Annotated in this window: 22 protein-coding genes; 19 read left to right on the forward strand and 3 right to left on the reverse strand. The window is 60.5% G+C overall.

Annotation, left to right across the window (positions count from 1 at the left end; translation table 11 throughout):
- From ARB25_RS00315 to ARB25_RS00335, 5 genes are read left to right on the forward strand one after another with little or no spacing between them, the layout of a single operon-like run.
- Nucleotides 1-900, forward strand: a complete 900-nt coding sequence (locus ARB25_RS00315; protein WP_253276017.1) for a phosphatidate cytidylyltransferase — start codon at nt 1-3, stop codon at nt 898-900.
- Nucleotides 900-2,087: a 1-deoxy-D-xylulose-5-phosphate reductoisomerase gene (dxr, locus tag ARB25_RS00320; protein ID WP_055285138.1), complete on the forward strand. Its 1,188-nt coding sequence runs from the start codon at nt 900-902 to the stop codon at nt 2,085-2,087. The genes ARB25_RS00315 and dxr overlap by 1 nt, the downstream gene beginning before the upstream one ends.
- 25 nt (nt 2,088-2,112) lie before the next feature.
- Nucleotides 2,113-3,474: a M50 family metallopeptidase gene (locus ARB25_RS00325; protein WP_055285139.1), complete on the forward strand. Its 1,362-nt coding sequence runs from the start codon at nt 2,113-2,115 to the stop codon at nt 3,472-3,474.
- Nucleotides 3,475-3,487: 13 nt separating this feature from the next.
- Nucleotides 3,488-4,570: a flavodoxin-dependent (E)-4-hydroxy-3-methylbut-2-enyl-diphosphate synthase gene (gene ispG / locus ARB25_RS00330; RefSeq protein ID WP_082421791.1), complete on the forward strand. Its 1,083-nt coding sequence runs from the start codon at nt 3,488-3,490 to the stop codon at nt 4,568-4,570.
- Nucleotides 4,571-6,292: a proline--tRNA ligase gene (locus tag ARB25_RS00335; RefSeq protein WP_055285141.1), complete on the forward strand. Its 1,722-nt coding sequence runs from the start codon at nt 4,571-4,573 to the stop codon at nt 6,290-6,292. It begins immediately after the preceding gene.
- A 178-nt stretch (nt 6,293-6,470) separates the two neighbouring features.
- Here ARB25_RS00335 and ARB25_RS00340 read toward each other — a convergent pair whose 3' ends face one another.
- Nucleotides 6,471-7,235, reverse strand: a complete 765-nt coding sequence (locus ARB25_RS00340; RefSeq protein WP_006236119.1) for an aminoglycoside phosphotransferase family protein — start codon at nt 7,233-7,235, stop codon at nt 6,471-6,473.
- Between the two features lie 89 nt (nt 7,236-7,324).
- On the reverse strand, nt 7,325-9,973 hold the full coding sequence (gene adhE / locus ARB25_RS00345) for a bifunctional acetaldehyde-CoA/alcohol dehydrogenase (RefSeq protein WP_055285142.1): 2,649 nt from the start codon (nt 9,971-9,973) through the stop codon (nt 7,325-7,327).
- Between the two features lie 332 nt (nt 9,974-10,305).
- On the opposite strand from adhE, the gene ARB25_RS00350 reads away from it, so the two are divergent.
- Nucleotides 10,306-11,082, forward strand: coding sequence for a transposase (locus tag ARB25_RS00350; RefSeq protein ID WP_055285143.1), 777 nt, complete (start codon nt 10,306-10,308; stop codon nt 11,080-11,082).
- 197 nt (nt 11,083-11,279) lie between these two features.
- Here ARB25_RS00350 and rpmB read toward each other — a convergent pair whose 3' ends face one another.
- The gene (gene rpmB / locus ARB25_RS00355; protein ID WP_022094725.1) at nt 11,280-11,468 is read right to left on the reverse strand and encodes a 50S ribosomal protein L28; all 189 of its coding nucleotides are present in this window, start codon (nt 11,466-11,468) and stop codon (nt 11,280-11,282) included.
- 451 nt (nt 11,469-11,919) lie between these two features.
- Here rpmB and pyrR point away from each other — a divergent pair, with 451 nt between their 5' ends.
- The 13 genes from pyrR to holA all read left to right on the forward strand — a co-directional run bounded on the left by pyrR (nt 11,920) and on the right by holA (nt 24,161).
- Entirely contained in the window at nt 11,920-12,504 is a 585-nt protein-coding gene (gene pyrR / locus ARB25_RS00360; protein ID WP_006236123.1) for a bifunctional pyr operon transcriptional regulator/uracil phosphoribosyltransferase PyrR, read from the forward strand.
- A gap of 4 nt (nt 12,505-12,508) precedes the next feature.
- Complete coding sequence (locus ARB25_RS00365; RefSeq protein ID WP_055285144.1) at nt 12,509-13,453, forward strand: aspartate carbamoyltransferase catalytic subunit; 945 nt, start codon at nt 12,509-12,511, stop codon at nt 13,451-13,453.
- Nucleotides 13,437-14,726: a dihydroorotase gene (locus ARB25_RS00370; protein ID WP_055285145.1), complete on the forward strand. Its 1,290-nt coding sequence runs from the start codon at nt 13,437-13,439 to the stop codon at nt 14,724-14,726. The genes ARB25_RS00365 and ARB25_RS00370 overlap by 17 nt, the downstream gene beginning before the upstream one ends.
- A gap of 116 nt (nt 14,727-14,842) precedes the next feature.
- The gene (locus tag ARB25_RS00375; protein ID WP_055285236.1) at nt 14,843-15,610 is read left to right on the forward strand and encodes a dihydroorotate dehydrogenase electron transfer subunit; all 768 of its coding nucleotides are present in this window, start codon (nt 14,843-14,845) and stop codon (nt 15,608-15,610) included.
- Nucleotides 15,611-15,624: 14 nt separating this feature from the next.
- Complete coding sequence (locus tag ARB25_RS00380) at nt 15,625-16,533, forward strand: dihydroorotate dehydrogenase (RefSeq protein ID WP_006236128.1); 909 nt, start codon at nt 15,625-15,627, stop codon at nt 16,531-16,533.
- Complete coding sequence (pyrF, locus tag ARB25_RS00385) at nt 16,527-17,243, forward strand: orotidine-5'-phosphate decarboxylase (RefSeq protein WP_035138533.1); 717 nt, start codon at nt 16,527-16,529, stop codon at nt 17,241-17,243. Before ARB25_RS00380 ends, pyrF begins: the two co-directional genes overlap by 7 nt.
- A 239-nt stretch (nt 17,244-17,482) precedes the next feature.
- Nucleotides 17,483-17,791 carry an integration host factor, actinobacterial type gene (gene mihF / locus ARB25_RS00390; protein ID WP_006236130.1) on the forward strand — a complete coding sequence of 103 codons (309 nt, stop codon included), beginning with the start codon at nt 17,483-17,485 and terminating at the stop codon, nt 17,789-17,791.
- Nucleotides 17,792-18,361, forward strand: coding sequence for a guanylate kinase (gene gmk, locus ARB25_RS00395; RefSeq protein WP_006236131.1), 570 nt, complete (start codon nt 17,792-17,794; stop codon nt 18,359-18,361).
- 5 nt (nt 18,362-18,366) lie between these two features.
- Complete coding sequence (locus ARB25_RS00400) at nt 18,367-18,648, forward strand: DNA-directed RNA polymerase subunit omega (RefSeq protein ID WP_035138532.1); 282 nt, start codon at nt 18,367-18,369, stop codon at nt 18,646-18,648.
- Nucleotides 18,649-19,893 carry a tRNA uracil 4-sulfurtransferase ThiI gene (thiI, locus tag ARB25_RS00405; RefSeq protein ID WP_055285146.1) on the forward strand — a complete coding sequence of 415 codons (1,245 nt, stop codon included), beginning with the start codon at nt 18,649-18,651 and terminating at the stop codon, nt 19,891-19,893.
- 135 nt (nt 19,894-20,028) lie between these two features.
- The gene (locus ARB25_RS00410; protein ID WP_082421792.1) at nt 20,029-20,820 is read left to right on the forward strand and encodes a ComEA family DNA-binding protein; all 792 of its coding nucleotides are present in this window, start codon (nt 20,029-20,031) and stop codon (nt 20,818-20,820) included.
- The gene (locus tag ARB25_RS00415; protein ID WP_055285148.1) at nt 20,817-23,120 is read left to right on the forward strand and encodes a DNA internalization-related competence protein ComEC/Rec2; all 2,304 of its coding nucleotides are present in this window, start codon (nt 20,817-20,819) and stop codon (nt 23,118-23,120) included. The genes ARB25_RS00410 and ARB25_RS00415 overlap by 4 nt, the downstream gene beginning before the upstream one ends.
- 78 nt (nt 23,121-23,198) lie before the next feature.
- Nucleotides 23,199-24,161 carry a DNA polymerase III subunit delta gene (gene holA, locus ARB25_RS00420; protein ID WP_055285149.1) on the forward strand — a complete coding sequence of 321 codons (963 nt, stop codon included), beginning with the start codon at nt 23,199-23,201 and terminating at the stop codon, nt 24,159-24,161.
- Nucleotides 24,162-24,249: the final 88 nt, after the last annotated feature.

Here is a 24,249-nt window from a genome sequence, read left to right on the forward strand (position 1 = left end):
GTGTCCGATCGTCCCAAGGCATCTGCTCCCAAGACGCCTGCGCGTAAAGCTGCCACTGCGGGAGCGCCTGCAGCGAAGAGCGGTTCCGGTTCGTGGCTGGCGGGCTTTATTACCCGTGCCGCCGCCGGTATCGTCTACGCCGTTGTCTTTATCCTGTGCCTGGTTTTGGGTATCGTGCCCACGGCCATCTTTGTTTCCGTCATGAGCGGTCTGTGCTGCTATGAGTTTTTCCGTATGACAAGGCTCGATGGCAAGATGGCTAACGAGCGCATGGGTATCGCTGCCGCCGTGCTCTTTCCGCTGTCGGCGTTGGGCGATTCGATGCTGCTGAATGCCCTGCTTTTTGCCCTGATGCTCGCTGTGGGCATTTGGTATGTCTGGTCGCCGCGTACCCGCATATCCGATGTTGCCGTGACACTCATGGGTCCCATCTACACCGGTTTTATGCTGTCGGCTATCGTGCTGCTGCGCGATGCCGTGCCCGGTTTTGCCGGCGCCCTGCTTTCGGTGGGTGTTTGCGCGTCTCTCTGGGTCTCCGATTCGTTTGCCTATATCGTGGGTAGCCGTATCGGCAAACACAAGATGGTTCCCAAGATCTCTCCCAAAAAGAGCTGGGAGGGGTTTGTTGGCGGCATCCTGGGCTCGGTTTTGATTTGGCTCATCCTGTGGGCGACGCATTTCTTCAAGCTCAGCCTGCCCTATGCGCTGCTGTGCGGCGTGGTCGTGTCAATTCTGGGCGTTATCGGCGACCTTATCGAGTCGCGCATCAAGCGCGGTGTGGGCGTCAAGGATTCCGGCAACCTTATCCCGGGCCACGGCGGCATGCTCGATCGTAGCGATTCGCTTATCTTCGGCTGCATCACCGCGCAGCTGATGCTGATGATCGGAGGCGTGCTGTAATGTCATTCCAGACGACGTATGGCCCCGATGGACGCCTCCGTGTTGCCATCCTGGGTTGTACCGGCTCCATCGGCACCCAGGCGCTCGATGTGTGCCGCCAGCATGCCGATCGCCTGCAGGTGACGGCGCTGTCCGTTAACTCCAGCACCTCCGAGCTTGTTGCCGCTGCCCGCGAGTTCTCGGTTCCGGCGGTTGCCGTGGCCGATGTCGCTCATGGCGATGACGCCGTGCTGCAGGAGTTGCCCGAGGGAACGAAGCTTGGCCTTGGCGCGCAGGCGGTTTGCGAGCTCGCGCGTCGCGACGATGTCGACTGCGTGCTCGTTGCTATTGTGGGCGCCGCTGGTCTCGAGGCGAGCCATGCGGCCTTGACCTCAAATAAGCGTCTTGCCCTTGCCAACAAGGAGTCCCTCGTCGTCGGCGGCGACTTGCTTATGCCGTTGGCGCAACCGGGCCAGCTTATTCCAGTCGACTCTGAGCACTCCGCCATCTACCAGTGCTATCTGGGGGAGAACCCACGCGAGGCTCATTGTATTTGGCTCACCTGCTCGGGCGGTCCGTTCTTTGGCCGCACCCGCGACGAGCTCGACCGCGTGACGCGTGCCGATGCCCTCGCACATCCCACGTGGGCCATGGGTGCCAAGATCACCATCGACTCCGCCACCCTCATGAACAAGGGCCTGGAGCGCATTGAGGCCATGCATCTGTTTAACTGCGACCTCGATTTCATTAACGTGGTCGTGCAGCGTCAGTCCAAGATTCACTCTATGGTCGAGTTCGCCGACGGCTCCGTGATGGCGCATCTCGGTGCTTCCGACATGCGTATTCCCATCCAGTTCGCGTTCTCGTATCCCGAGCGTTGGGATACCCCGGCGCCTCGTATCGATTTCCGCGAGCTGGGGCAGCTCACGTTTGATGCTGCCGACATGGATACCTTCCGCTGTCTGGCACTGGCCGAACGTGCCGGCAAGACGGGTGGCACCATGCCGTGCGTGCTCAATGCCGCCAACGAGGTCGCCGTCGATGCCTTCCTGCACGATGGCTGCAGCTTTACCGATATCGATCGCATTGTGGAATCCTGCATGGATTCCCACGATATGCAGGCGGTCGATTCGTTTGAGCAGCTTCACGACATCGATGCATGGGCGCGTGAAAAGGCTGCGCAGGTGCTCGCCGCAACCCGTTCCTAACCCATAAGGATTGCTTTTTCGTTTTATGGATACTGTTCTGAGCGTTCTCTCATCGGTCTTTTGGGGCCTGCTGATGCTTTCCGTCCTCGTGTTTTTGCACGAGGGCGGCCACTTTTTGGCGGCGCGTGCCTGCGGCGTCCGTGTGACCGAGTTCTTTTTGGGCCTGCCTTGCCGCTTTGACATCCATTACACGTCGCGTCGCATTGGAACCAAGTTTGGCGTGACCCCGCTGCTGCTGGGTGGCTACGCTGCCATCTGCGGTATGGATCCGACCGACGTCTCGTGTGCCGATCGCGTGCTCGCGGCTATCTATCGTCATGGTCGCGTGACCGTGGCCGACCTTGCTGTCGAGCTCGAGCTATCCGAGGAGGTTGTGCTCGAGGCATGCGCCTTGCTCTTGGGTTGGGGCTCTATCGCGCCTTGGTATGAGGAAGGGGAGAAGCCCTCGCCGAGCTACTATCCCACCAAGTATCAGACGCTGCCGCGAGACGCGGCGGGTTACACCACCTTTGACGGCCGCCGTTTCGATCGAGAGCATGCGACTACCGAGGGCGATGTGTGGGAGCTGCCGTGCGGCGAAGCCGAGTTCCTTGCGCAAGAGCGTTCGCATACCTATCTGGGCCAGGGTTTTCTCAAGCGCGCCTTTATGCTGCTCGCGGGCATTCTCGTCAATATCCTGACGGGCTTTTTGCTGCTTATGAGCATCTACTCTATTGCGGGTGTCACCGTGCCGATGGATACCAACGTGATCGGTCAGGTTGACGAGGGGTCTATTGCCGCCAAGGCGGGTATCGAGGGCGGCGACGCGATCCTTTCGGTTGACGGAGTATCGTGCTCTACCTGGATGGACGTTTACGATGCCATCGGCAAGGCCGCCGGTAAGGACGATATCGCCATTGAGTATGAGCGCGACGGCAAGCAGCATTCGACCTCGGTTGCGCTCAAAGAGGACGAGCGCCTAGGTGTGTATGCCTCTACGCAGGTGGTCCGTTTAGACCCCATCACGTCGGCTCGCCTTTCGTTCTCCTGTGTCGTGCAGACAGCGGAGGGCGTGATGCGCCTGCTCCAGCCGCAGCATACGATGGAGATTCTCGATCAGTCTTCTTCGATCGTGGGCATTAGCGTTATGTCCTCACAGGCTGCTGCTGCCGGCCCTGCCACGTTCCTTTCGTTTGCCGCCCTCATTTCGTTCTCGCTTGGCTTTATGAACCTGCTGCCCATCCCACCACTCGATGGCGGCAAGCTGGTCATCGAGATCATTCAAAAGATTGCTGGCCGCGAGCTTCCGCTCAAGGTCCAGACGATTGTGAGCTATGTGGGCATCGCGCTCTTTGCGCTGCTGTTTGTCTATATGCTTCGTTCCGACGTCCTTCGATTTATCCTGTAGGGGAGTGTTTGGATTGTCTTTATCCCATCCTTTGCCTCGCGAGTTGACGCGCCCCGTGCATGTGGGCGGTGTGCAGATCGGTGGCGGCGCGCCGGTGGTGGTCCAATCCATGACCTGCACCGATACCGCTGACGCCCAGGCAACGCTTGCGCAAGTGTGCGCGTTGGCGCAGGCTGGCTGCGATATCGTGCGTGTGAGCGTGCCCACCGAGGCCGCGCTTGAGGGTTTCCGCACCATCTGTGCCGAGTCTCCGGTGCCGATCGTCGCCGATATTCACTTTAACCATAAGCTCGCCATCGGCGCCGTCGAGGCTGGTGCCGCCAAGCTTCGCATCAATCCCGGCAATATCGGCGATTGGGCTAAGGTCGATGCCGTGATCGATGCCGCGGGCGCCGCTGGGTGCGCGATTCGTATCGGTGTCAATGCCGGTTCGCTCGAACAGGATATCGCCGAGCGCGACGACCTCATGCAGCCCGAAAAGCTCGTGATGTCGAGCGAGCGCTTCGTCAAGCACTTTGAGGACCGCGGTTTTACGAACATTGTGCTTTCGGCCAAGGCCCATAGCGTGCAAACGACGCTTGATACCTATCGAGCCCTGTCGCGTGAGATTCCCCACGTTCCGCTTCACCTGGGCGTGACGGAGGCGGGGACCAAGCTCCAGGGCACCATCAAGAGCTCTGTAGGCTTGGGTATCTTGCTTTCCGAAGGCATTGGCGACACCATGCGTGTGTCGCTCACAGCCGATCCGGTTGAGGAGCCGCCGGTTGCCTGGGGTATTCTGCAGTCGTTGGGCCTGCGTCGCCGTGGCCCCGAGATTGTCTCGTGCCCCACATGCGCCCGCTGCCAGGTTAACCTTATTCCCATTGCCGAGGAGGTTACCGAGCGGCTTAAGAACTACTCTGCGCCGCTTTCGATCGCTGTGATGGGATGTGCCGTTAATGGCCCCGGCGAGGCTTCTGATGCCGATCTGGGCGTTGCTTGCGGACGTGGTCAGGCCTTGCTCTTTTCGCATGGCCAGATCATTGGTAAAGTAGCTGAGGACCAAATTGTCGACGCGCTTATGGCAGAGGTCGACAAGCTTATTGAGGAGAAATAAATGACCCGAGCAATGTATATGTCTAAGCTCTATGCGCCGACGCTTAAAGAGGATCCGGCGGACGCTGAGCTCGCCAGCCACCGCCTGCTGCTCCGTGCCGGCATGATCCGCAAAGAGGCCTCCGGCCTGTATTCCTATCTGCCGCTCGCATGGCGCTCGATCCGCAAGATCGAGAATATCGTGCGCGACGAGATGGACGCTGCCGGTGCCCAGGAGCTTATGATGCCTATCATGGTCGACGCCGAGTTGTGGCGTGAGTCCGGCCGCATCGACGCCTATGGCAAGGAGCTTGTGCGCTTTGACGACCGTCACGGTCGCGAGTTCGTCCTGGGTCCCACCCACGAGGAGACCGTCACGGCCCTGGTGCGCAATGAGCTGCGCTCCTACAAACAGCTGCCCGTCAACCTGTACCACATTCAGGACAAGTTCCGCGACGAGTTCCGTCCCCGCTTTGGCCTGATGCGCGGTCGCGAGTTCATCATGAAGGACGCCTACAGCTTCTCCGCCACGCAGGAGAGCCTGCAGGAGGAGTACGACAAGATGAAGCAGGCCTACGCTAACATCTGCGAGCGCTGCTACATCAAGGCTCTGCCCGTTGTCGCCGACTCCGGCGAGATCGGCGGCGACACTTCCGTCGAGTACATGGCTCTTGCCGACGCCGGCGAGGCTTCGCTCGTCTACTGCGACGATTGCGGTTTTGCTGCCGATGACGAGGCTGCAAGCACCAAGGTCGTTGTGACCGAGGGCCCCGGCGATGGCACGCTCACCAAGGTCGAGACTCCGGGTATGGGCACCATCGAGGCCGTTGCCAAGTTCTTCGGCTTCCCCGAGAACGGCACGCGCAAGTCGCTGGCACTCATCGACTCCGAGGGCAAGCCGGTCGTGGCCATTGTCCCGGGCGACCACGAGCTCAATGACTGCAAGGCCGAGCATGTCTTTGGCAAGGGCTACCGCATGATGACCGACGAGGAGCTTCAAGCGAACGGCCTGCACAAGGGCTTTATCGGACCGGTCAACCTGCCCGAGGGCATCCGTCTGGTGTGCGACGAGAGCCTGCGCGATTCCATGCAGTGGGCCTGCGGTGCCAACGAGGTCGATTATCACTTTACCGGTGCCTGCCCCGAGCGCGACTTTACGGTCGATGAGTGGGCCGATCTGGTCACCGTTGTCGCCGGCGACCCCTGCCCGCACTGCGGCAAGCCGCTCTCCGCTGCCCGCGGCATCGAGGTCTCCCAGGTCTTCCAGCTGGGCACCAAGTATTCCGAGGCCATGGGTGCCACCTTTATGGATGAGGACGGCAAGGAGAAGCCGCTCATCATGGGTTGCTACGGCGTTGGTGTGTCCCGCTCGCTTGCTGCCGTCGTGGAGCAGCACAACGACGAGCATGGCATCGTCTGGCCGGTCTCCGTTGCCCCGTACGAGGTCGCGGTGATTCCGCTCGATCCCAAGAAGGAGGAGTACGCTACCGTCTGCGAGCAGATCGTTGATGGCCTGTGCGCCGAGGGTATCGAGGTTGTCGTCGACGACCGCGACGAGCGTCCCGGCTTTAAGTTTGCCGACAACGACCTTATGGGCTTCCCGTATCAGGTCGTTCTGGGTAAGCGTGGCCTTAAGAATGGCACCGTTGAGCTCAAGGACCGTGCCACGGGTGAGCGCGAGGATGTGGCGATCGACGAGGTCGTCGCCAAGGTCGCCGAGCTTGTGAAGGCAGCACGCCGTTAATCGACGATTTCGCTTGTAGTTCGATATACGGGACGGCCCCGCATTTCTCCAGATCGGGGAGATGCGGGGCCGTCCTTTTATCTTGTGGCATCCTCGATATCTAAAAGGAAAACCCCACAGCCCATGCGAGCTGCGGGGTTTTCCTTGTGCCTCCGATGCGAAATAAATCGCTCAGATATTACTGATAATCGACGACGTCGATCCAGTTCTTCAGGAACTCATCGTTCACGTTGCGCTTACGAGCGAGCTCGGAAGCGGCGACGATGCTCGTCCACTGACGCACGACCTGCATGGGCATGTCGGCGCGGTCGCAGTAGAGCTCCAGGTAGGCCTCAGCCTGATCCTTGCTGTTGAGGGCAAAGAGCAGGTAGGTGGTGGCAACGTCGGCAGCAGGGGAGCCCTGGGTGGCGTGTGCCCAGTCGCACACATAGAGCTGGCCGTCGTCGCCGACGATGACGTTGGAGGGGTTGAAGTCGCCGTGGCAGACCTTGAACTCCTTGGTCATGCCGTCCAGACGCTCCTGAAGGTTGTAGCGCGTGGTGGCATTGAGCTGATCAAGGCTGTCGATCATGCGGGCGAACTTGTCGCGCTGACGGTTGAGCAGCGGGGAGGTGTAGCCGTGGATCTCGATCTGGAGGTCGACGAACATCTCGAGGTACTCACCAAAGCGCTGGGGCTCGGCAGTCATCTTCTCGGCAAGGGTGGTGCCCGGAACCTTCTCGGTCACGAGCGCCCAGCCGTTGGCGTTCTCGAGCTGGGAAACCTCGAGAGCCTTGGGGCTGCGGATGCCGCACTCATTGATGCGGGCAAGATTCAAAGCCTCGTTGAACACGTCGGAGACAGGCTTGGTCTCGTTAAAGACCTTGACGATCTTGTCGCCCAGGTCGTAAACGACCTTGTTGCCACGGCGGACGAGCTCGGTCTTGGAATCGGGTAGCAGCATGGTTGCATCCTTTCAACGATGCGATAGAAGCGACGGCGGGGGTGTGTGAAACACCCGTGCACCCCCGCCGCAAAAAACCGTGCTAAAAACTAGCAGACGGCGTAGTCCTGGGGCTCGCGGCCGTAGTAGGCGTCCAGGTAGAGCTCCTTGATCTCGCTCATGAGCGGGTAGCGCGGGTTGGCGCCGGTGCACTGGTCGTTGAATGCCTGCTCGGTCATCTCGTCGAGGGTGTCGAGGAAGTACTGCTCGTCAACACCGTAGTCGGCGATGGTCTTCTTGACACCGATGAAGTCCTTGAGCTCCTCGAGCTTCGTGATGAAGTTCTCGAAGACCTCCTTGTCGTCCTTGCCCTCGATGCCGCAGTACTTGGCCATCTCGGCGTAGTTGTGCAGCGCGTTGGGGTAAGGATACTGGGAGAAGGTACCCATCTTGACGGGAGCCTCGGCGGCGTTGTAGCGCATGACGCGGGTCAGGATGACGGCGTTAGCGATGCCGTGGGGCAGGTGATGGAAAGCGCCGAGCTTGTGAGCCATGGAGTGGTTGAGGCCCAGGAAGGCGTTGGCGAAGGCCATACCGGCCATGCAGGAGGCGTTGTGCATCTCCTCGCGGGCGTGCGGGTCCTTGGCGCCGTTCGTGAAGCTGGAGGGCAGGTTCTCGAAGACGAGCTTGGCAGCGCGCTCGGAGAGGCCCTTGGTGTAGTCGGAAGCCATGATGGAGACGTAGGACTCGATGGCGTGGGTCATGACGTCGATGCCGGAGGCAGCGGTCAGGCCGCGCGGGGCGGTCATGCAGTTGTCGGCGTCGACGATAGCCATGTTGGGGAGCAGCGCGTAGTCGGCGAGCGGCCACTTGATGCCGGTCTCCTTGTCGGTGATGATGGCGAACGGCGTGCACTCGGAGCCGGTACCCGAAGAGGTCGGGACGGCGACGAAATAGGCCTTCTTGCCCATCTCGGGGAAGGTGAAGATACGCTTGCGGATGTCCATGAAGTCCATGGCCATGTCCTCAAACTTGCACTCGGGGTGCTCGTACATCATCCACATGATCTTGCCGGCGTCCATAGCGGAGCCACCGCCGACGGCGATGATGACGTCCGGCTCAAAGAGAGCCATCTGCTTGGCGCCGCGACGTGCGCACTGCAGCGACGGATCGGGCTCGACGTCGTAGAAGCAGTCGTGGGCGATGCCCATCTCGTCGAGCTTGGCCTCGATGGCGCGGGTGTTGCCATTCTTGAAGAGGAACTGGTCGGTGACGATGAAGGCGCGCTTCTTGCCCATGACGTTGCCCAGCTCGTCGAGGGCGACGGGCGTGGAACCCTTCTTGAAGTAGACCTTCTCGGGAGCGCGGAACCACAGCATGTTCTCACGGCGCTCGGCCACAGTCTTAACGTTGATCAAGTGCTTCACCCCAACGTTCTCGGAGACGGAGTTGCCGCCCCAGGAGCCGCAGCCCAGGGTCAGAGACGGCTTCATGCCAAAGTTGTACAGGTCACCGATGCCGCCGTGCGAGGACGGGGTGTTGATGACGATACGGCAGGCCTTCATGACGTGCTCGAACAGGCTGATCTTCTCGGCCTGGGCGGGGTGCACGTACAGAGAGGCGGTGTGGCCCGGGCCACCGGCGAGCACCAGGTGCTCGGCCTTGTCGACGGCCTCCTGGAAGTCCTTGGCGTGGTACATGGCCAGGACCGGGGAGAGCTTCTCGTGGGAGAACTCCTCCTTGGCGGGGTCGGTGGAGGTGACCTCAGCGATCAGGATCTTGGTCTTGGCGGGAACCTCGATGCCGGCGAGCTCGGCGATCTTGGCGGCAGCCATGCCGGGGATGCGGTGATCCAGGGCGCCGTTCTTGAACATGGCGGCACGCAGGGCCTCCATCTCGGCACCCTGCTTGACGAAGTAGCAGCCGCGCTTCTGGAACTCGGCCTTAACCTGGTCATAGATGCTGTCGATGACGGTCACGGACTGCTCGGAAGCGCAGATCATGCCGTTATCGAAGGTCTTGGAGTGGATGATGGAGTTGACGGCGAGCAGCACGTCGGCGGTGTCGTCGATGACGACCGGGGTGTTACCGGCGCCAACGCCCAGGGCGGGCTTGCCCGAGGAGTAAGCGGCCTTGACCATGCCCGGGCCACCGGTGGCGAGGATGATATCGACGTCGCGCATGACCATGTTGGTCAGCTCGATGGAGGGGACATCGACCCAGCCGATGATGCCCTCGGGGGCGCCGGCCTTGACGGCGGCGTCAAGCACGAGCTTGGCGGCGGCGATGGTGCACTTGGCGGCTGCCGGGTGCGGGGAGATGATGATGGCGTTGCGGGTCTTCAGGCTGATCAGCGTCTTGAAGATCGCGGTGGAGGTGGGGTTGGTCGTCGGGATGACGGCGCCCACGATGCCGATGGGCTCGGCGATCTTGGTGATGCCGTAAGCCTCGTCGCGCTCCAGAACGCCACAGGTCTTGGTGTTCTTGTAAGCGTTGTAGATGTACTCTGCGGCGTAGTGGTTCTTGATGACCTTGTCCTCAAGAACGCCGCGGCCGGTCTCCTCGATGGCCATCTTTGCCAACGGGATACGAGCCTTGTTGGCGGCCATGGCGGCCTCATAGAAGATCTTGTCGACCTGCTCCTGCGTGTACGTAGCAAAAAGCGCCTGGGCCTCTCGCATCTGAGCGAGCTTAGCCTCAAGCGCCTCTACGTTGTCCACAATTGCGGGAGTAGTGTTTTCCGGTGACTTTTTCACCATTTGTGTCTCCTTGCGATCGGAGATTTACCCTACGCCTTGCATGATAGCAAGAAATTATTCGGCGAACGGTAAGATTCCTCTAAAAGGCACACTAAAACGCTTCAATAAAATGAAGCGTTTTAACTAAAACTATTTGCCTGCTCTTCCGCCCCGCTCGTTGGGGACAGGCTTACATGAGTGCTTTCACTCATTTGGGACAGACATCGTTTTGCCATTTTGCCGTTCTGGGCCTGTTATTGCCGCTTATTGGATATAAATAGGTTGCAGGCTCAGCATTTCGCGTTGCTTCTCTCCTTTTAGGTGTTGCCTGAACAGTTTTGAAAGGAGAGATTATGCCCCGATGCGTCCGCCCCGTTTCGATCACTGGCTATTACCACGTCTTTGACCGCGGCAACTCCAAACAGATTATTTTTGAAGATGACTCCGACCGTTATCGTTTCTTATCGGATATCTCGGACAGGTTTGCGCGCCATGAAGTGGCGGTGTTGGCTTGGTGCCTTATGGACAATCACTTCCATTTGATGGTTGATGACCCATTTGACAACCTTTCAAAGGCAATGCAGTGCGCGCTGACGGCATATGCCAAGTATTTCAATGGAAAAACGGGGAGAACGGGACATCTGTTTGACAATCGCTATTCGCGGGTCGCGGTTGAGTCGGACGCGCAGGCGGTGCAGCTGCTCGACTATATTCATCTCAATCCCGTGAAGGGTGCGCTTGACTCGCTCGATGCGTACCGCTGGTCAAGCTATAAGGCGTATCAGCTGGGCTATGATCCCTTTGACATCTGTGATGCGGCCCCTATGCTCGATATTGTCGGTGGCTCCCGTTGCTATTGCGAGCATCTCGAGGAAGTTGCCGGGCGCATCTGGTCAATGGAGGTTCTTCCACGCCGGCGGATCCCCGATGAGGAGGCCCTTTCCGTTGCGCGCGAAGTTCTGCCGAGCATAGATCCTGCACTGCTCAAAGCCCTGCCACGCCCCGAACGCGATGCGTGTCTGCTGAGGCTTAGGCGGGCGCATCTCACGGTCAAGCAAATTGCCCGTATCACCGGCATCGGCGCTACAAGCGTGACCAAGGCAACTGCAGACTGGAAGGATGCTGCGTGAGGCAGGGGCCGGAGCCAGTCAGTGCGTCGCATGCGTGCTTCATGTCTGTCCCCAATGCGTGAAAGCACTCATGTAAGTCTGTCCCCAATGAGTGCAAAAAAGGCGCCCTCCGTAGGGGAGGGCGCCTTTGGTAAGTTCTATATGAACGCGAGGTCTTTGACCCGGAGAGTCCGAGGTACTTGTTGGTAAGACCTTATTTAGGAGCGCGCAACCTTGCCAGACTTGAGGCAGGTGGAGCAAACGTTCATCTTGCGACGGTGACCATCGACGACAACGTAGACGCGCTGGATGTTGGGGCGGAACTTACGGTTGGTGACGCGGTGAGAGTGGCTGATGGAGCGACCGGCAACGGGGTGCTTACCGCAAACTTCGCAAACTTTGGACATAACTGACCCTCCTTGGGCGACAAACGAACATGTCGCGTTAACAAACAAGCCTGAACTATAGCACAGAAGCAGCTCTCTGTGCGTAATCTACACAGAGATATTCCTCTTTTGGCGATAGTGCTCACGCCACGGCCCTGGACGTAGATCCGATTTGCGTGCAGCAGAGGGGATTATGCCAGCTCGTGCGTGCGTTTTCAAGCTTGTCCCACAAATATATATAGGTTTATGGAGCATTGGGCTCCGTTTACGGATTGCTCTGTATTTATGCTCGCAATTAAGCCCGAGGTTGGCTACACTATCCCTTGACCATTAAAGGGGTACGAGATACCCACATGGAATTACATAGCTGCCAAAGAGCAGCCTTTCCTGTGGGTGTCTGGTCCGCTTTAAGCGGTCGGGCATCTATTTTTTTGACTGTGTCAGCAGTCAAGACATGTGAGGAAGGAGATCGATGGGCACGACTTCCCCCAAGGCGGTCATCATGGACGAGACCGCCGTCAATCGAGCGATGACCCGCATCGCGCACGAGATTCTCGAGCGCAACGAGGGCTGTGAAGACCTCGCTCTGGTCGGCATCGTCACGCGCGGCGACCTTCTGGCAAAGAAGCTCGCCGAGGAGATCAAGGAGATCGAGGGCGTCGACGTTCCGCTCGGCAGCCTCGACATCAGCTTCTACCGCGATGACTACGCTACCAATTTCGCTCCCGCGATCCACGCCACCAACATTCCCTTTAGCGTCGACGGCAAACGCGTCGTGCTGGTGGACGACATCCTGTATACGGGCCGTACCATTCGCGCCGCTCTCGACGCCGTCATGGACCTGGGCCGTCCGAGCCGCATCGAGCTTGCAGTCCTCGTTGACCGCGGCCACCGCGAGCTCCCCATCTCGCCGGACTTTGTCGGCAAGAACGTTCCCTCGTCGCACGAGGAGAACGTGCACCTATATATGAAGGAAGTCGACGGCCACACCGCCGTCGAGATCAACGACGTCGCGCCGGGTTCCCACGTGGGCTCCGCGCCGCTGGGAGGTGAGTAGTACCGTGGCGTTCAACCATAAGCACCTGATCGACATTACCGAGTACTCCGAAGAGGATATCAAGCTCATCCTCGAGACCGCCAAGGCGTTCTCCGAGGTCAACGAGCGTGCCATCAAGAAGGTCCCCACGCTCAAGGGCAAGACCATCGTCAACATGTTCAACGAGCCCTCGACGCGCACCCGCAGCTCCTTCGAGCTTGCCGAGAAGCGCCTTTCGGCCGATAGCCTTAACTTTGGCGGCTCCTCGACCTCTACGGTCAAGGGCGAGAGCCTCGTCGACACCGTCGAGACCCTCAACGCCTATAAGATCGACTGCATCGTCGTGCGCGATAAGCACGCCGGTGCTCCCTACATCGTCACGCAGAACTCGCCCGCGAGCGTCATCTGCGCCGGTGACGGCAAGCACAACCACCCCACGCAGGCCCTTCTCGACCTGTACACCATCTGGGAGCATAAGGGTGACTTCCACGGTCTGAAGGTCGCCGTCGTCGGCGATATCTCACACTCCCGTGTCTGCGGCTCGCTGATTCCCGCCCTTAAGATCATGGGCTGCGAGACCTACGCCGTCGCCCCCGGCACGCTGCTGCCGCCGGCGCCCGAGGTTCTGGGCTGCGACCACGTGACGAGCGATCTCGATTCTGTCCTGCCCGAGCTGGACGTTGTCTACATGCTGCGCGTGCAGCAGGAGCGCCTCGAGGGTGCCCCGTTCCCGACCATTCGTGAGTACCACAAGCTCTTCGGTCTGACCAAGGACCGCGAGAAGCTCATGAAGCCCGACGCAATCATCTGCCACCCGGGCCCCATCAACCGCGGCGTCGAGTTCGACTCCTATATGGCCGACCACCCGCAACGCTCCGTCATCCTGGAGCAGGTCTACGCCGGTATCTGCGTGCGTATGGCTATCCTGTATCTGCTGCTTGGAGGTGCCGATAATGGCCTTGCTTCTTAAGAATGCCCACGTCGTCGACCCGTCCGTCGAGCTTGACGGTGTCGTTGACGTCCTGATTGACGGCGACAAGATCGCCGAGGTCGGCGAGAATCTCGCCGTCGAGGGAGCCGAGGTTCGCGACCTTTCCGGCAAGTACCTCGTCCCCGGCCTGGTGGATATGCACGTTCACCTTCGCGAGCCCGGCTACGAGGTCAAAGAGGACATCGAGAGCGGCACCCGCGCGGCTGCCAAGGGCGGCTTTACCGGCGTGTGCTCCATGCCCAACACCGATCCCGTCACCGATAACGGCACTGTCGTGGAGTTCGTCAGGTCCCGTGCTGCCGAGGTCGGTCACTGCCGCGTCTATCCGTCGGGCGCCATGACCCGCGGTCTTAAGGGCGAGGCCATGTCCGAGATGGGCGATATGGTTGCCCACGGCGCCGTCGCCTTCACCGACGACGGTCGCGGCGTGCAGGGCGCGGGCATGCTCCGTCGCTGCATGGACTACGGCAAGATGTTCGGCAAGGTTTTTATGAGCCACTGCCAGGACGAGGACCTGGTCGGCCACGGCCAGATCAACGAGGGCAAGGTTTCGACCCGTCTGGCTCTCGAGGGTTGGCCGGCTGCCGGCGAGGAGCTCCAGATCGCCCGCGACATCGAGATCGCCAAGCTGACTGGTGCCAAGCTGCACATCCAGCACATCTCCACCGCCCATGGCCTGGAGATCGTGCGTGCCGGTAAGGCCGCTGGCGTTCAGGTTACCTGCGAGGCCACCCCGCACCACATGTTCCTGACCGAGAACGACCTGGACGAGACCTACAACACCTCGCTCAAGGTCAACCCGCCGCTGCGTACCGAGGAGGATGCCGAGGCCATCCGTCAGGGCGTCATCGACGGCACCGTCGACGTTATCGTCACCGATCACGCTCCTCACACCCCGTGGGAGAAGGCCCGTGAGTTCGAGCTTGCGCCCTTTGGTATGATCGGCCTCGAGACCTCGCTGTCGCTCGTACTCACCGAGCTGGTCAACACGGGCAAGATGAGCATGGGCCGCATGGTCGAGCTCATGGCCATCAAGCCGCGTGAGATCCTGGGTCTCGACCAGGTTCAGGTCAAGGCGGGCTCCGTTGCCGACCTGACCGTGTTCGACGCGTCCGCCACCTGGACGGTTGGCGAGGACGGTTACGAGTCGCGCGCCGAGAACTCCGGTTTTGCCGGCCGCACGCTCACCGGTCGTGCCACCGATGTGTTTGTCGGCGGTAAGCAGACGCTTGCCGACGGCTGCATCTGCTAGCATAGCCTTATCGCTTTTGTGCGCGGCGCCCTTGCGGTGCCGCGCTTTCTATTCGTTTGGACCATGCAACCGCATGGGGGATTGGAGCGTCTATGCCCACACCTTCCACTGCACGCATGCACGACTTCGAGGTCGTCTCGAACCGGGAGATTGCCGACGGCATCTTCTCGCTCGTCATCTCGGCCCCCAAGCTTGCAAGTGCGCTCAAGCCCGGTCAGTTTGTGAACATCGCCGTACCCGGCGATGCGTCCTCGCTGCTCCGCGTGCCCCTGAGCTACTACCGCGCCGACGCCGAGGCCGGCACCGTCGAGCTGTGGTACGCCGTCGTGGGCGACGATACCCGTCGTTTGTCCCAGATGGGCCCTGGCTCCACCTCTAACCTGCTGGGCCCCGGTGGCCGTGGCTGGATGGTTCCCGAGGGCACCAGGAAGGCCCTGCTCGTCGCCGGTGGCATCGGCGTTCCTCCTGTGCTGTGCCTGGCCGGTATGCTTGCCGAGCAGGGTGTTGACGTGGATGTGTGCCTGGGCTTTGGCACCGCTTCCAAGGCCGTGGGTGTCGATGAGTTCCGCGCGCTGGGCGCCACGGTTAACGTTTGCACCGATGATGGCACGCTGGGCACGCACGGTTTTTGCACCGATCCTGCTGCCGAGCTGCTTAGCGAGGGCGGCTACGACTATGTCGCCAGCTGCGGTCCCGCCGTCATGATGAAGAAAGTCGCCGCCGCTGCCGCCGAGGCCGGTGCGTACTGCGAGGTGTCGCTTGAGCGCATGATGAGCTGTGGCTTTGGCGCCTGCAACACCTGCAATGTCGAGACGGTCGACGGTATGAAGGGCGCTTGCATGTGCGGCCCCGTGTTCGATGCTTCCAAGGTGGTGGTCTTCTAGTGGGTACCGTGAACATGGCCGTCGATTTCGGCGGCGTCAAGATGCAGAACCCCATCAACACCGCAGCCGGTACCTTTGGCTACGGCTGGCAGTTCCAGAACTTCTTTGATGTTTCCCAGCTGGGCGCCATCACCACCAAGGGTTGCGCTGCCGAGCCCTGGCCCGGCAACCCCGCGCCCCGCATGGCCGAGATCCCCGGCGGTATGATCAACTCCGTGGGCCTTCAGAACCCCGGCGTGGCCGCCTTTGCCCGCGAGTCCGGTCCGTGGCTCGAACAGCTGTCCAAGGACGGCTGCCAGGTCATCTGTCAGGTTGCCGGCCACTCCGTTGACGAGTTTGTCCGCGCGCTCGAGATGTATGTCGAGCTGTGCCCCTGGGCTGCCGGCTACGAGATCAACGTGAGCTGCCCTAATATCGCCGCCGGCGGTGCCGCCATGGGCTCTACGCCCGAGGGCGCCTCATCCGTTATGGCTGCCTGCCGCAAGGTGACCGATAAGCCGCTGTTCGTGAAGATGGCGCCGGTCAACGTCGCCGAGATTGCCAAGGCCCTCGAGGCTGCCGGCGCCGACGGCCTTTCGGTCATCAACTCCATTCAGGGCATGGCCATCGACGTCCATACCCGCAAGTCCCGCGTGGCCAAGCCCAAGGGCGGCCTTTCGGGCCCGCTGTGCCACCACATCGCCGTGCGCATGGTCTGGGAGGTTGCCCAGGCCGTCGATATCCCCATCAACGGCGTCGGCGGTGTCATGACCGGCGAGGATGCGGCCGAGTTTATCCTGGCCGGCGCCACCTGCGTGTCGGTCGGCATGGCCAACTTCGTCGATCCGTGCGCTTCGCTCAAGATCGCGCACGAGCTCGAGGCCTGGGCTGAGTCCCAAGGCGTGAAGGACATCAACGAACTGGTAGGTGCTTTCGAATGCTAGAGACCGATGCCCGCGACCGCGTAATCGTCGCTCTCGACTGCGACCGCGAGCGTGCGCTCGAGCTCGCCCACGAGCTTTCGGGCCATGCCGCCTGGCTTAAGGTTGGCATGACGCTCTATTACGCTGAGGGCCCTGAGATCGTCAAGACCTTTAAGGACCTGGGCTTTAAGGTCTTCCTTGACCTTAAGTTCCATGATATTCCGCATCAGGTTCGCGGTGCCGCCCGTTCGGCCTCGCTTGCCGGTGCCGACCTGCTCTCGGTTCACGGCTTGGGTTCGGGCGCCATGCTCGCTGCCTGCCGCGAGGGTGCCGAGGAGGCGCGCGAGGACCGCGCCAAGCTCGTCGCCATCACCGTGCTCACGAGCATGAATCAGGATGCCTTGAGCGAGATCGGCGTCGAGTCGCCCGTGGCCGAGGAGGCCGCCCGCCTGGCAAAGCTCGCTCAGGCCAACGGCATCGATGGCATCGTGTGCTCGCCGATGGAGGCTCACGACATGCGTGAGCTGCTGGGCCCTGATGCCCTGATCGTGACTCCGGGTGTGCGTCCGGTGGGTGCCGCCCTTGGTGACCAGTCCCGCGTGGCGACGCCTTCCCAGGCTATCGAGCGTGGCGCAAGCCACATTGTGGTGGGCCGTCCCATCACCGGTGCCGACGATCCGGTTGCCGCCTTTGACGCCATTGTCGCCGAGCTGGTCGAAAACGTCGCGTAAAAGATTCCCCTAAGTCACCACTTTTGGGTTTCATTAGCACAAAATAGCCCCTGTGCCTGCGTAAACTTTCCCATCCTTTGTGTGGAATCGCAGGTCAGGGGCTTAACTTTGGGCGCAGTATATTGCACTTTTTGCGGGTATCGTCTAACCTATGGAGCCGCGATTGGGCATTTTGTACGTTCTACGTGCTAAAATGCCAATTATTGAATCAGATATAACCCAACTATTTGGAGGTACGAATGGCACTCCCTCAGCTTACCGATGAGCAGCGCAAGCAGGCTCTTGAGAAGGCTGCTGCCGCACGTCACGCCCGCGCTGAGCTTCGCGAGCAGATCAAGAAGGGCGAGAAGTCCCTCGAGTCCGTGCTCAACTCCGATGACCCCATCGCTTCCCGCATGAAGGTTTCCACCCTCATCGAGTCTCTCCCTGGTTATGGCAAGGCCAAGGCCGCCAAGATCATGGAGGAGCTCGGTATCTCCGCTACCCGTCGCGTCCAGGGCCTCGGCGTCCGTCAGCGCGAGCAGCTCCTTGAGCAGCTGACCAAATAAGTGAGCGCTCAGGATTCCAAGCTCTTTGTGATTTCTGGACCGTCAGGCGCAGGGAAGGGTACGCTCGTCACTCGTGTGCGCGAGCGCCGCTCGAACCTGGGCCTGACGGTTTCGGCTACCACGCGAGCACCACGCAAAGGTGAGGTCGACGGCGTCAACTACTTTTTTCTGACGCGCGAGGAGTTCGACCGCCGCGTGGCAAACGGCGAGTTTGTTGAGTGGGCCGAGGTCCACGGTAACTGCTACGGCACGTTGGTGAGCGAGGTCACATCCAAGCTCGCCTCGGGCGCGTCTCTGATTTTGGAGATCGATGTCCAGGGCGCCCTGCAGGTGAAGGAGCGTTTCCCCGAGGCCGTGCTGATCTTTATCAAGCCGCCTTCGCTTGAGGTGCTCCGCGAGCGTCTAGTCGGTCGCGGTACCGAGACGCCCGAGACGATTGAGCTGCGTATGGCAAACGCCGCCGATGAGCTTGCCCTTGCCGACCGCTACGACGACGTCGTGGTAAATGACGATCTCGACCGCGCGACCGATGAGCTCGTTCGCGTTCTCGATATGCATGAAAGGATCTGAGGTCCGTGTCCGTTGTAAAGCCTTGCATTGACGATCTTCTGGAGAAGACCGATCACAACCGCTTCCTGCTCGCTTCGCTTGCCTCCAAGCGCGCCTGCGACATCAATAGCATGCTGCGTGGCCAGCACAACCGTGTGCTTGCCGTCCAGGATGTCGATGACATCACCATCGGGCTTTCCGGTGCCGATACCATCTCGATGGCTATGGACGAGATTGTCGACGGCGACATCTCTTACGACGAGGCCCGTTACGAGAAGGCGCTCGGCCACAAGGTTGCTGAAGCCTAAATGGCGGCTCGCGTCTGCCTGGTCCATTATCACGAGGTTGGACTGAAGGGCAAGAACCGCGCACATTTTGAGCATATCCTCATGGATAACATCAAGGCGGCCTTGGCCGCCTTTTCCGTGAATGCCGTGTCTCGAATTTCCGGTTATATCCTCGTGACTTTTAACGAGCACCAGGCCGATGAAGCGGCGCGTGTCATTCGCACCGTTCCCGGCGTTGCCCGTGTGTCATTGGCGTATCACACCAACCGCGACCCGCAGGAGTACTGCGCCGCCGCCGTGAAGGCGCTGCGCGAGTTTGGTTCCTTCGATTCTTTTAAGGTGCACGCCAAGCGCTCCAATACCGACTATGAGCTCACCTCGATTGACATCAATCGTCAGGTGGGTGAGGTGCTATGTGAAGCCTTCCCCGATAAAAAGGTTCAAATGCACGACCCCGATGCGATGGTGCACGTACTGGTGGTCCAGGGTAGCGTTTATGTGTACGCGCGCTCTGAGCGCGGCGTGGGCGGTCTGCCGGTGGGTTCTGCCGGCAAGGTCGTGACGCTGCTGTCGTCGGGTATCGATTCTCCGGTGGCGACCTGGATGCTCGCGCGTCGCGGCGCGGTGTGCGTGCCGGTACATTTCTCCGGTCGTCCGCAGACGCCCGATACGAGCGAGTATTTGGTGCAGGACATCATCCGTGCGCTTGAGCCGGGTGTCCAGATCGGCCGCCTGTACGTGGTGCCGTTTGGCGACTGCCAGCGTGAGATTTCGGTCACCTGTCCCAGCAACCTGCGCGTGATTATGTATCGCCGCATTATGTATTCGGTTGCCGAGCGCATTGCACACATCGAGGGCGCCAAGGCCATCGTGACGGGCGAATCGCTTGGACAGGTTGCCTCCCAAACGCTTGAGAATATCATGGCCGTCAACGAGGCCGTGAAGATCCCCGTGTTCCGCCCGCTGATCGGTTCGGACAAGCAGGAGATCATTGCACGCGCTGAGGAGATCGGTACGTTCGATATCTCGACCGAGGCCGCTCCCGACTGCTGCACGCTCTTTATGCCGCGCCGTCCCGAGACGCACGCCAAACTCGATGCCGTGCATGAGGCATGGGAGCTGTTCGATCACGAGGAGATGATTGAGCGCTTGCTCAAACAGACCGAGTACATCGACTTCGAAAGCAACACGTATAAGGCCCCTAACACCTTAAAACGCAAACATTCCGAGCTCGCTCCACGTGAGATTTACCAAGATCACGAATAATGTTGTGTATAGACCGGCGGCGCATTTGCATCGTCGGTCTTTTTCTATCTGGGCATTAGGCGACAAACGGTTCATCTGTCGACGTGTACCTGAATAAATGGACACTTTTCCGCAAGGTTTTGGTCAGCTTCTGGTTTGACCGAGAAAACCGGTTTTGGGGCGTGGCTGTTGCGGAGTTCCTTTCCTGACACGATGGTGTTGGGAGGTTTTGCTATGGCGCAGCGCGAACAACACGAACGGGTCAAACGGATGGACCGCTTGGCGGACAAGCTGTTCGGTCATAAGGCGGTGGTCGTGGCGATACTGGTCGTCATTGCGATGGCGAGCGGCTTGGCGATGGCGAACCTTGGCGGCGGTGCTGGCGGCGTGTCGTTTGAGCGCACTGACGGTTCAGGCTCATTGGTGGAGCCGGGATCCGGCGATGCCTCGAGCGGAAAGACATCCGAAGGCTCTTCGCCTAAGGCGTCTGCCGCGGCAGAGGTTTATGTCGATGTTGATGGCGCCGTTGTGTCTCCCGGTGTATATCGCCTCAAGGATGGCGCGCGGGTGGCTCAGGCGATTGATGCCGCCGGCGGGCTGGCGCCCGAGGCAGACGTTACGGGGCTTAATCGGGCATCTAAGGTCGTCGATGGGCAGAAGATTCATGTTCCAACGGTAGGGGAACAGCAGACGTCCATTGCGGAAGCCGGTGTTGATGGTGGGACTTCCGCATCATCGGGCGTGAGTGGCGCAACAGGACTGGTAAACATCAATACGGCAAGCGCGGCAGAGCTGCAGACGCTCTCGGGTATCGGTCCCTCCATGGCACAGTCGATCATCGATGAGCGGACAAAGAACGGTGCTTTTGCCTCGGTTGACGATCTGATGCGTGTGTCGGGAATCGGCGAGAAGAAGCTTGCCAAAATCAAAGATTGCATCTGCGTATGAGTGCGACCGAGCGCGAGCATGTGATGCCTCCGCGCCCCCTGATACCGTGGACGATGGCCTTGTGTGCCGGCATGTGCATGAGCTGCGCCTTGGTGCTCAACGTGGCCGCTGATGCGCTGCTGAGGGAGCAGGCGCCGGCGGTCGGGCCGCTATGGGCCATTCCCGTTGCGGCGGCGGTATTCGTTGTGCTGGCGCAATCTTGTGCGCGGCTTGCCCCTTTGAAGCGGTGGCTGTATGCCGCGTCCGTGGGTCTCGTGGCGGGATCGGTCGTCTCGGCGTGGTGGGCTGTGGGCGCGCTCAGCGCCTCGAAGGCGCTCGACGGTCGAGCGGCAAGCAGCCTCGAGTTTGTCGTGCAGGGCGATCCATCCATAAACGACGACGTGTATTCCTATACCTGCGAGGCATGCGCGGACGGTAAGAACTTGGCAACGGTTCGCCTATCGTGTGACCGCGAGCTCAAGGTCGGGGCGCACGCGCGTGTTATCGGTCGCGTTTCACGTTTTGAGAACGATGCATATGGACGATCGCGCGTGCTCCGAGGCGAGGTGCGCAAGGTTAAAGCCGTTCGGATTGTGTCGGTCGATGAGGGCTCTCCGGGGCCGCTGCTTCGGCTGCGAAATGGGCTGCTTGCGTCCATCGCGCCTGCGACTGACTCGGCGCGTGCGCTCATGGCCGGTGTCGTCTGCGGTCGTTCGGCCGAGCTGCGCGCCCAGCCGGCGGGCGACTGGTTTTCGGTGACGGGGACGGCGCATCTTATCGCCGTCTCGGGCAGCCATTTGGCTATCGTGGGGTTTGTAATCGAGAGCGTATTGCAAAAGACTCGCATCTCACGTGGTCTTCAGCGGGCGATATTGGCGATAACGCTTGTGGACTACGCTGCCTTTACGGGCGCGTCTCCCTCGGCTGTGCGCGCGTGCTGCATGGTGTTCGCGACGCTTGTCGTAAACGGCGCGGGTCGTCGCCGGCACGGCGCATCGGCGCTCTTCGTAACCATGTCCATCTTTGTGCTACTGCGACCGACGGTGCTGTTCGAGATGGGCTTTCAGCTTTCATGTGCCAGCGTCTTAGCCATTCTGTGCTTTTGCCCCTATGCGACCTACGCTTTGGGTGAGCTGGGTGTGTCATCGGGCGTTGCCAGCATGCTTTCCGTCACGCTGTGCTCGCAACTGGCGACTCTTCCCATTACCATTCCCACCTTCGGTACGTTCTCGCTCATTGCTCCGCTGGCAAATGCGGTCATCGGTCCGGTGGTGAGCGTGCTGCTTGCCGTGTCGATCGTGCTGGTTCCCTTTTCGCTCGTGGCGCCGTTGCGGACTTGGGCGCTCGTTGTGCCCATGATTGCCGCCCGTTGCGCGCTGTTCTTCGAGCAGCTGTTTGCCGCCGTGCCGGGTGCATCCGTGAGCGTGCCGCCCGATAGCATGTGGATTTACCTAGTGCCGTGTGTGCTGGCGGTTCTGCTGGTCTGGTGGCCGCGTCCCCGCGCACGTCCTATGGCGGTGGGGCTTGCATGCCTGGTGCTCTTGGCTGCGATTCCGTACGTCTACTGGGATCGATTCGCGCCGCCTTCGGTGACGGTGCTCGATGTGGGCCAGGCCGATGCGATTCTTATTCGCCAGGGCAGCGCAGTGGCACTCGTCGACTGCGGGCTCGACGAGCGCGTGGTGGCGGCGTTGGTTCGCAATAACGTGCACCATATCGATGCCGTCTTTGTGACGCATTGGGATGAGGACCACTGGGGTGGTCTGCCTGCCGTGCTCGAACAGTTTTCGGTCAGAACGATTGCCGTGGCGGCGGATGCGCTGGAGGATGCTCCTGCCGAGGTATTGAACCGACCTGGCGTGGAGTATCGGCAGGTGCGCCGTGGGGATACGGTCGACATCGGCTCATTTTGCGCCCGCGTGATGTGGCCATTCGAGTCCGTGGATGGCGAGGGAAATGAGGACTCGCTTGTCCTGCTGCTCTCTTATGTTCAGGAAGGCAAGGGCCTGCGTGTGCTCCTCACCGGTGATGCCGAGCTCGATCAAGAACGGGAATTCGTGCAGGAGGTGGGAGATATCGATGTACTTAAACTTGGACATCACGGCTCTAAGGTTTCAGCCGATGGTGAGTTGCTGGACGTCCTGAAGCCCGAGCTTTCCCTCGCGAGCGCGGGCGAGGGGAATCGATACGGCCATCCGTCCGATGCCTGCATCGATGCCGTTAAGGAAGCGGGCGGCGTGTTCGCGTGCACCATCGAACACGGCGACATTACCGTCACGCCAACTGCGAATGGCTTTGCGATGCGATGCCAGCGACCGTGACGACGTCGTTGGCGTGTGGTGGGCCCCTGGGCTAGAATGGCACGGAACGAATACGAAGGCCTGCGGGAGGGGAGCGCAATGTCCGAAACCGGTCTGCTGCCGGCATATCTGATCGTCGGTACCGACGGAGTCAAGCGCGATCACGCCGTCTCGCGTATGAAAGCGCGTCTGGAAAAGTCGGGTATGGTCGAGTTTAACCTCGACGAGCGCGACATGACTAAGGACCCCGATATCGAGTCCATTATCGGATCGCTTAACACCTTTCCGATGGGCAGCGAGTTTCGCCTGGTAATCCTTGATGGCTGCTCAAAGCTCGCTAAAGCTGTCTCGGAGCCGCTCGTCGAGTACCTCGCAAGTCCCAGCTCCACAACGGTCTGCCTCATCATCGCCGACTCGCTTGCCAAGAACACGCGCCTGTATAAGGCGATCGCCAAGATCGACAAGAAGGCCGTGATCGATTGCTCCGGCACCAAGCGCTGGGAGCTACCGCGCCGCGTTCAGCAGATGGCGACGCAGCATGGCAAGTCGATCTCGACGGCGGCAGCCGAGGAACTCGTCTCGCGTTCGGGTGAAAACACTCGCATGCTCGATAACGACTTGGCTAAGCTTGCCCAGATGGTCGAGGCGCCCCAGATTGAGCTTGCCGACGTTGAGCGCTGGATTGTACGTACGGCCGAGGTTCAGCCTTGGGACTTTCTCAATGCGGTCTCGGCCCGTGACATGCGCCGCTCGCTCGAGCTCTTCAATCTACTGCCCGCCAAGAGCTACGTGTGGACTTACACATTGCTGTGCGGCCGTATTCGCGAGCTTATCGTTGCCAAGGCGCTCGATGCGCGCGGACAGGGTCGTGAGCTGGCCGCAACGCTTAAGCTTCAGTCCTGGCAGGTCAAGAATCACCTGACCTGGGCTCGCCGCTTTTCGATGGCAGAGCTCGTCGCAGCGCTCGAGGGAGCGGTCGATGTGGAGCTCGCGCTCAAGGGTTCGGCCGATTCTGAGACCGCGCTTTTGCTCTGGATTACGAACATCTTGAGAAAATCGTGATGATACCTGCCTATTTGACAAATTCGTTCTATCCCTTTGAGGGGGAGCGTGCTATAGTAGGCGCTTGCATGACCTCACCGTGTCTCAG

The organism is Collinsella aerofaciens, from assembly GCF_001405375.1.
Classification (GTDB): Bacteria; Actinomycetota; Coriobacteriia; order Coriobacteriales; family Coriobacteriaceae; genus Collinsella; species Collinsella aerofaciens_F.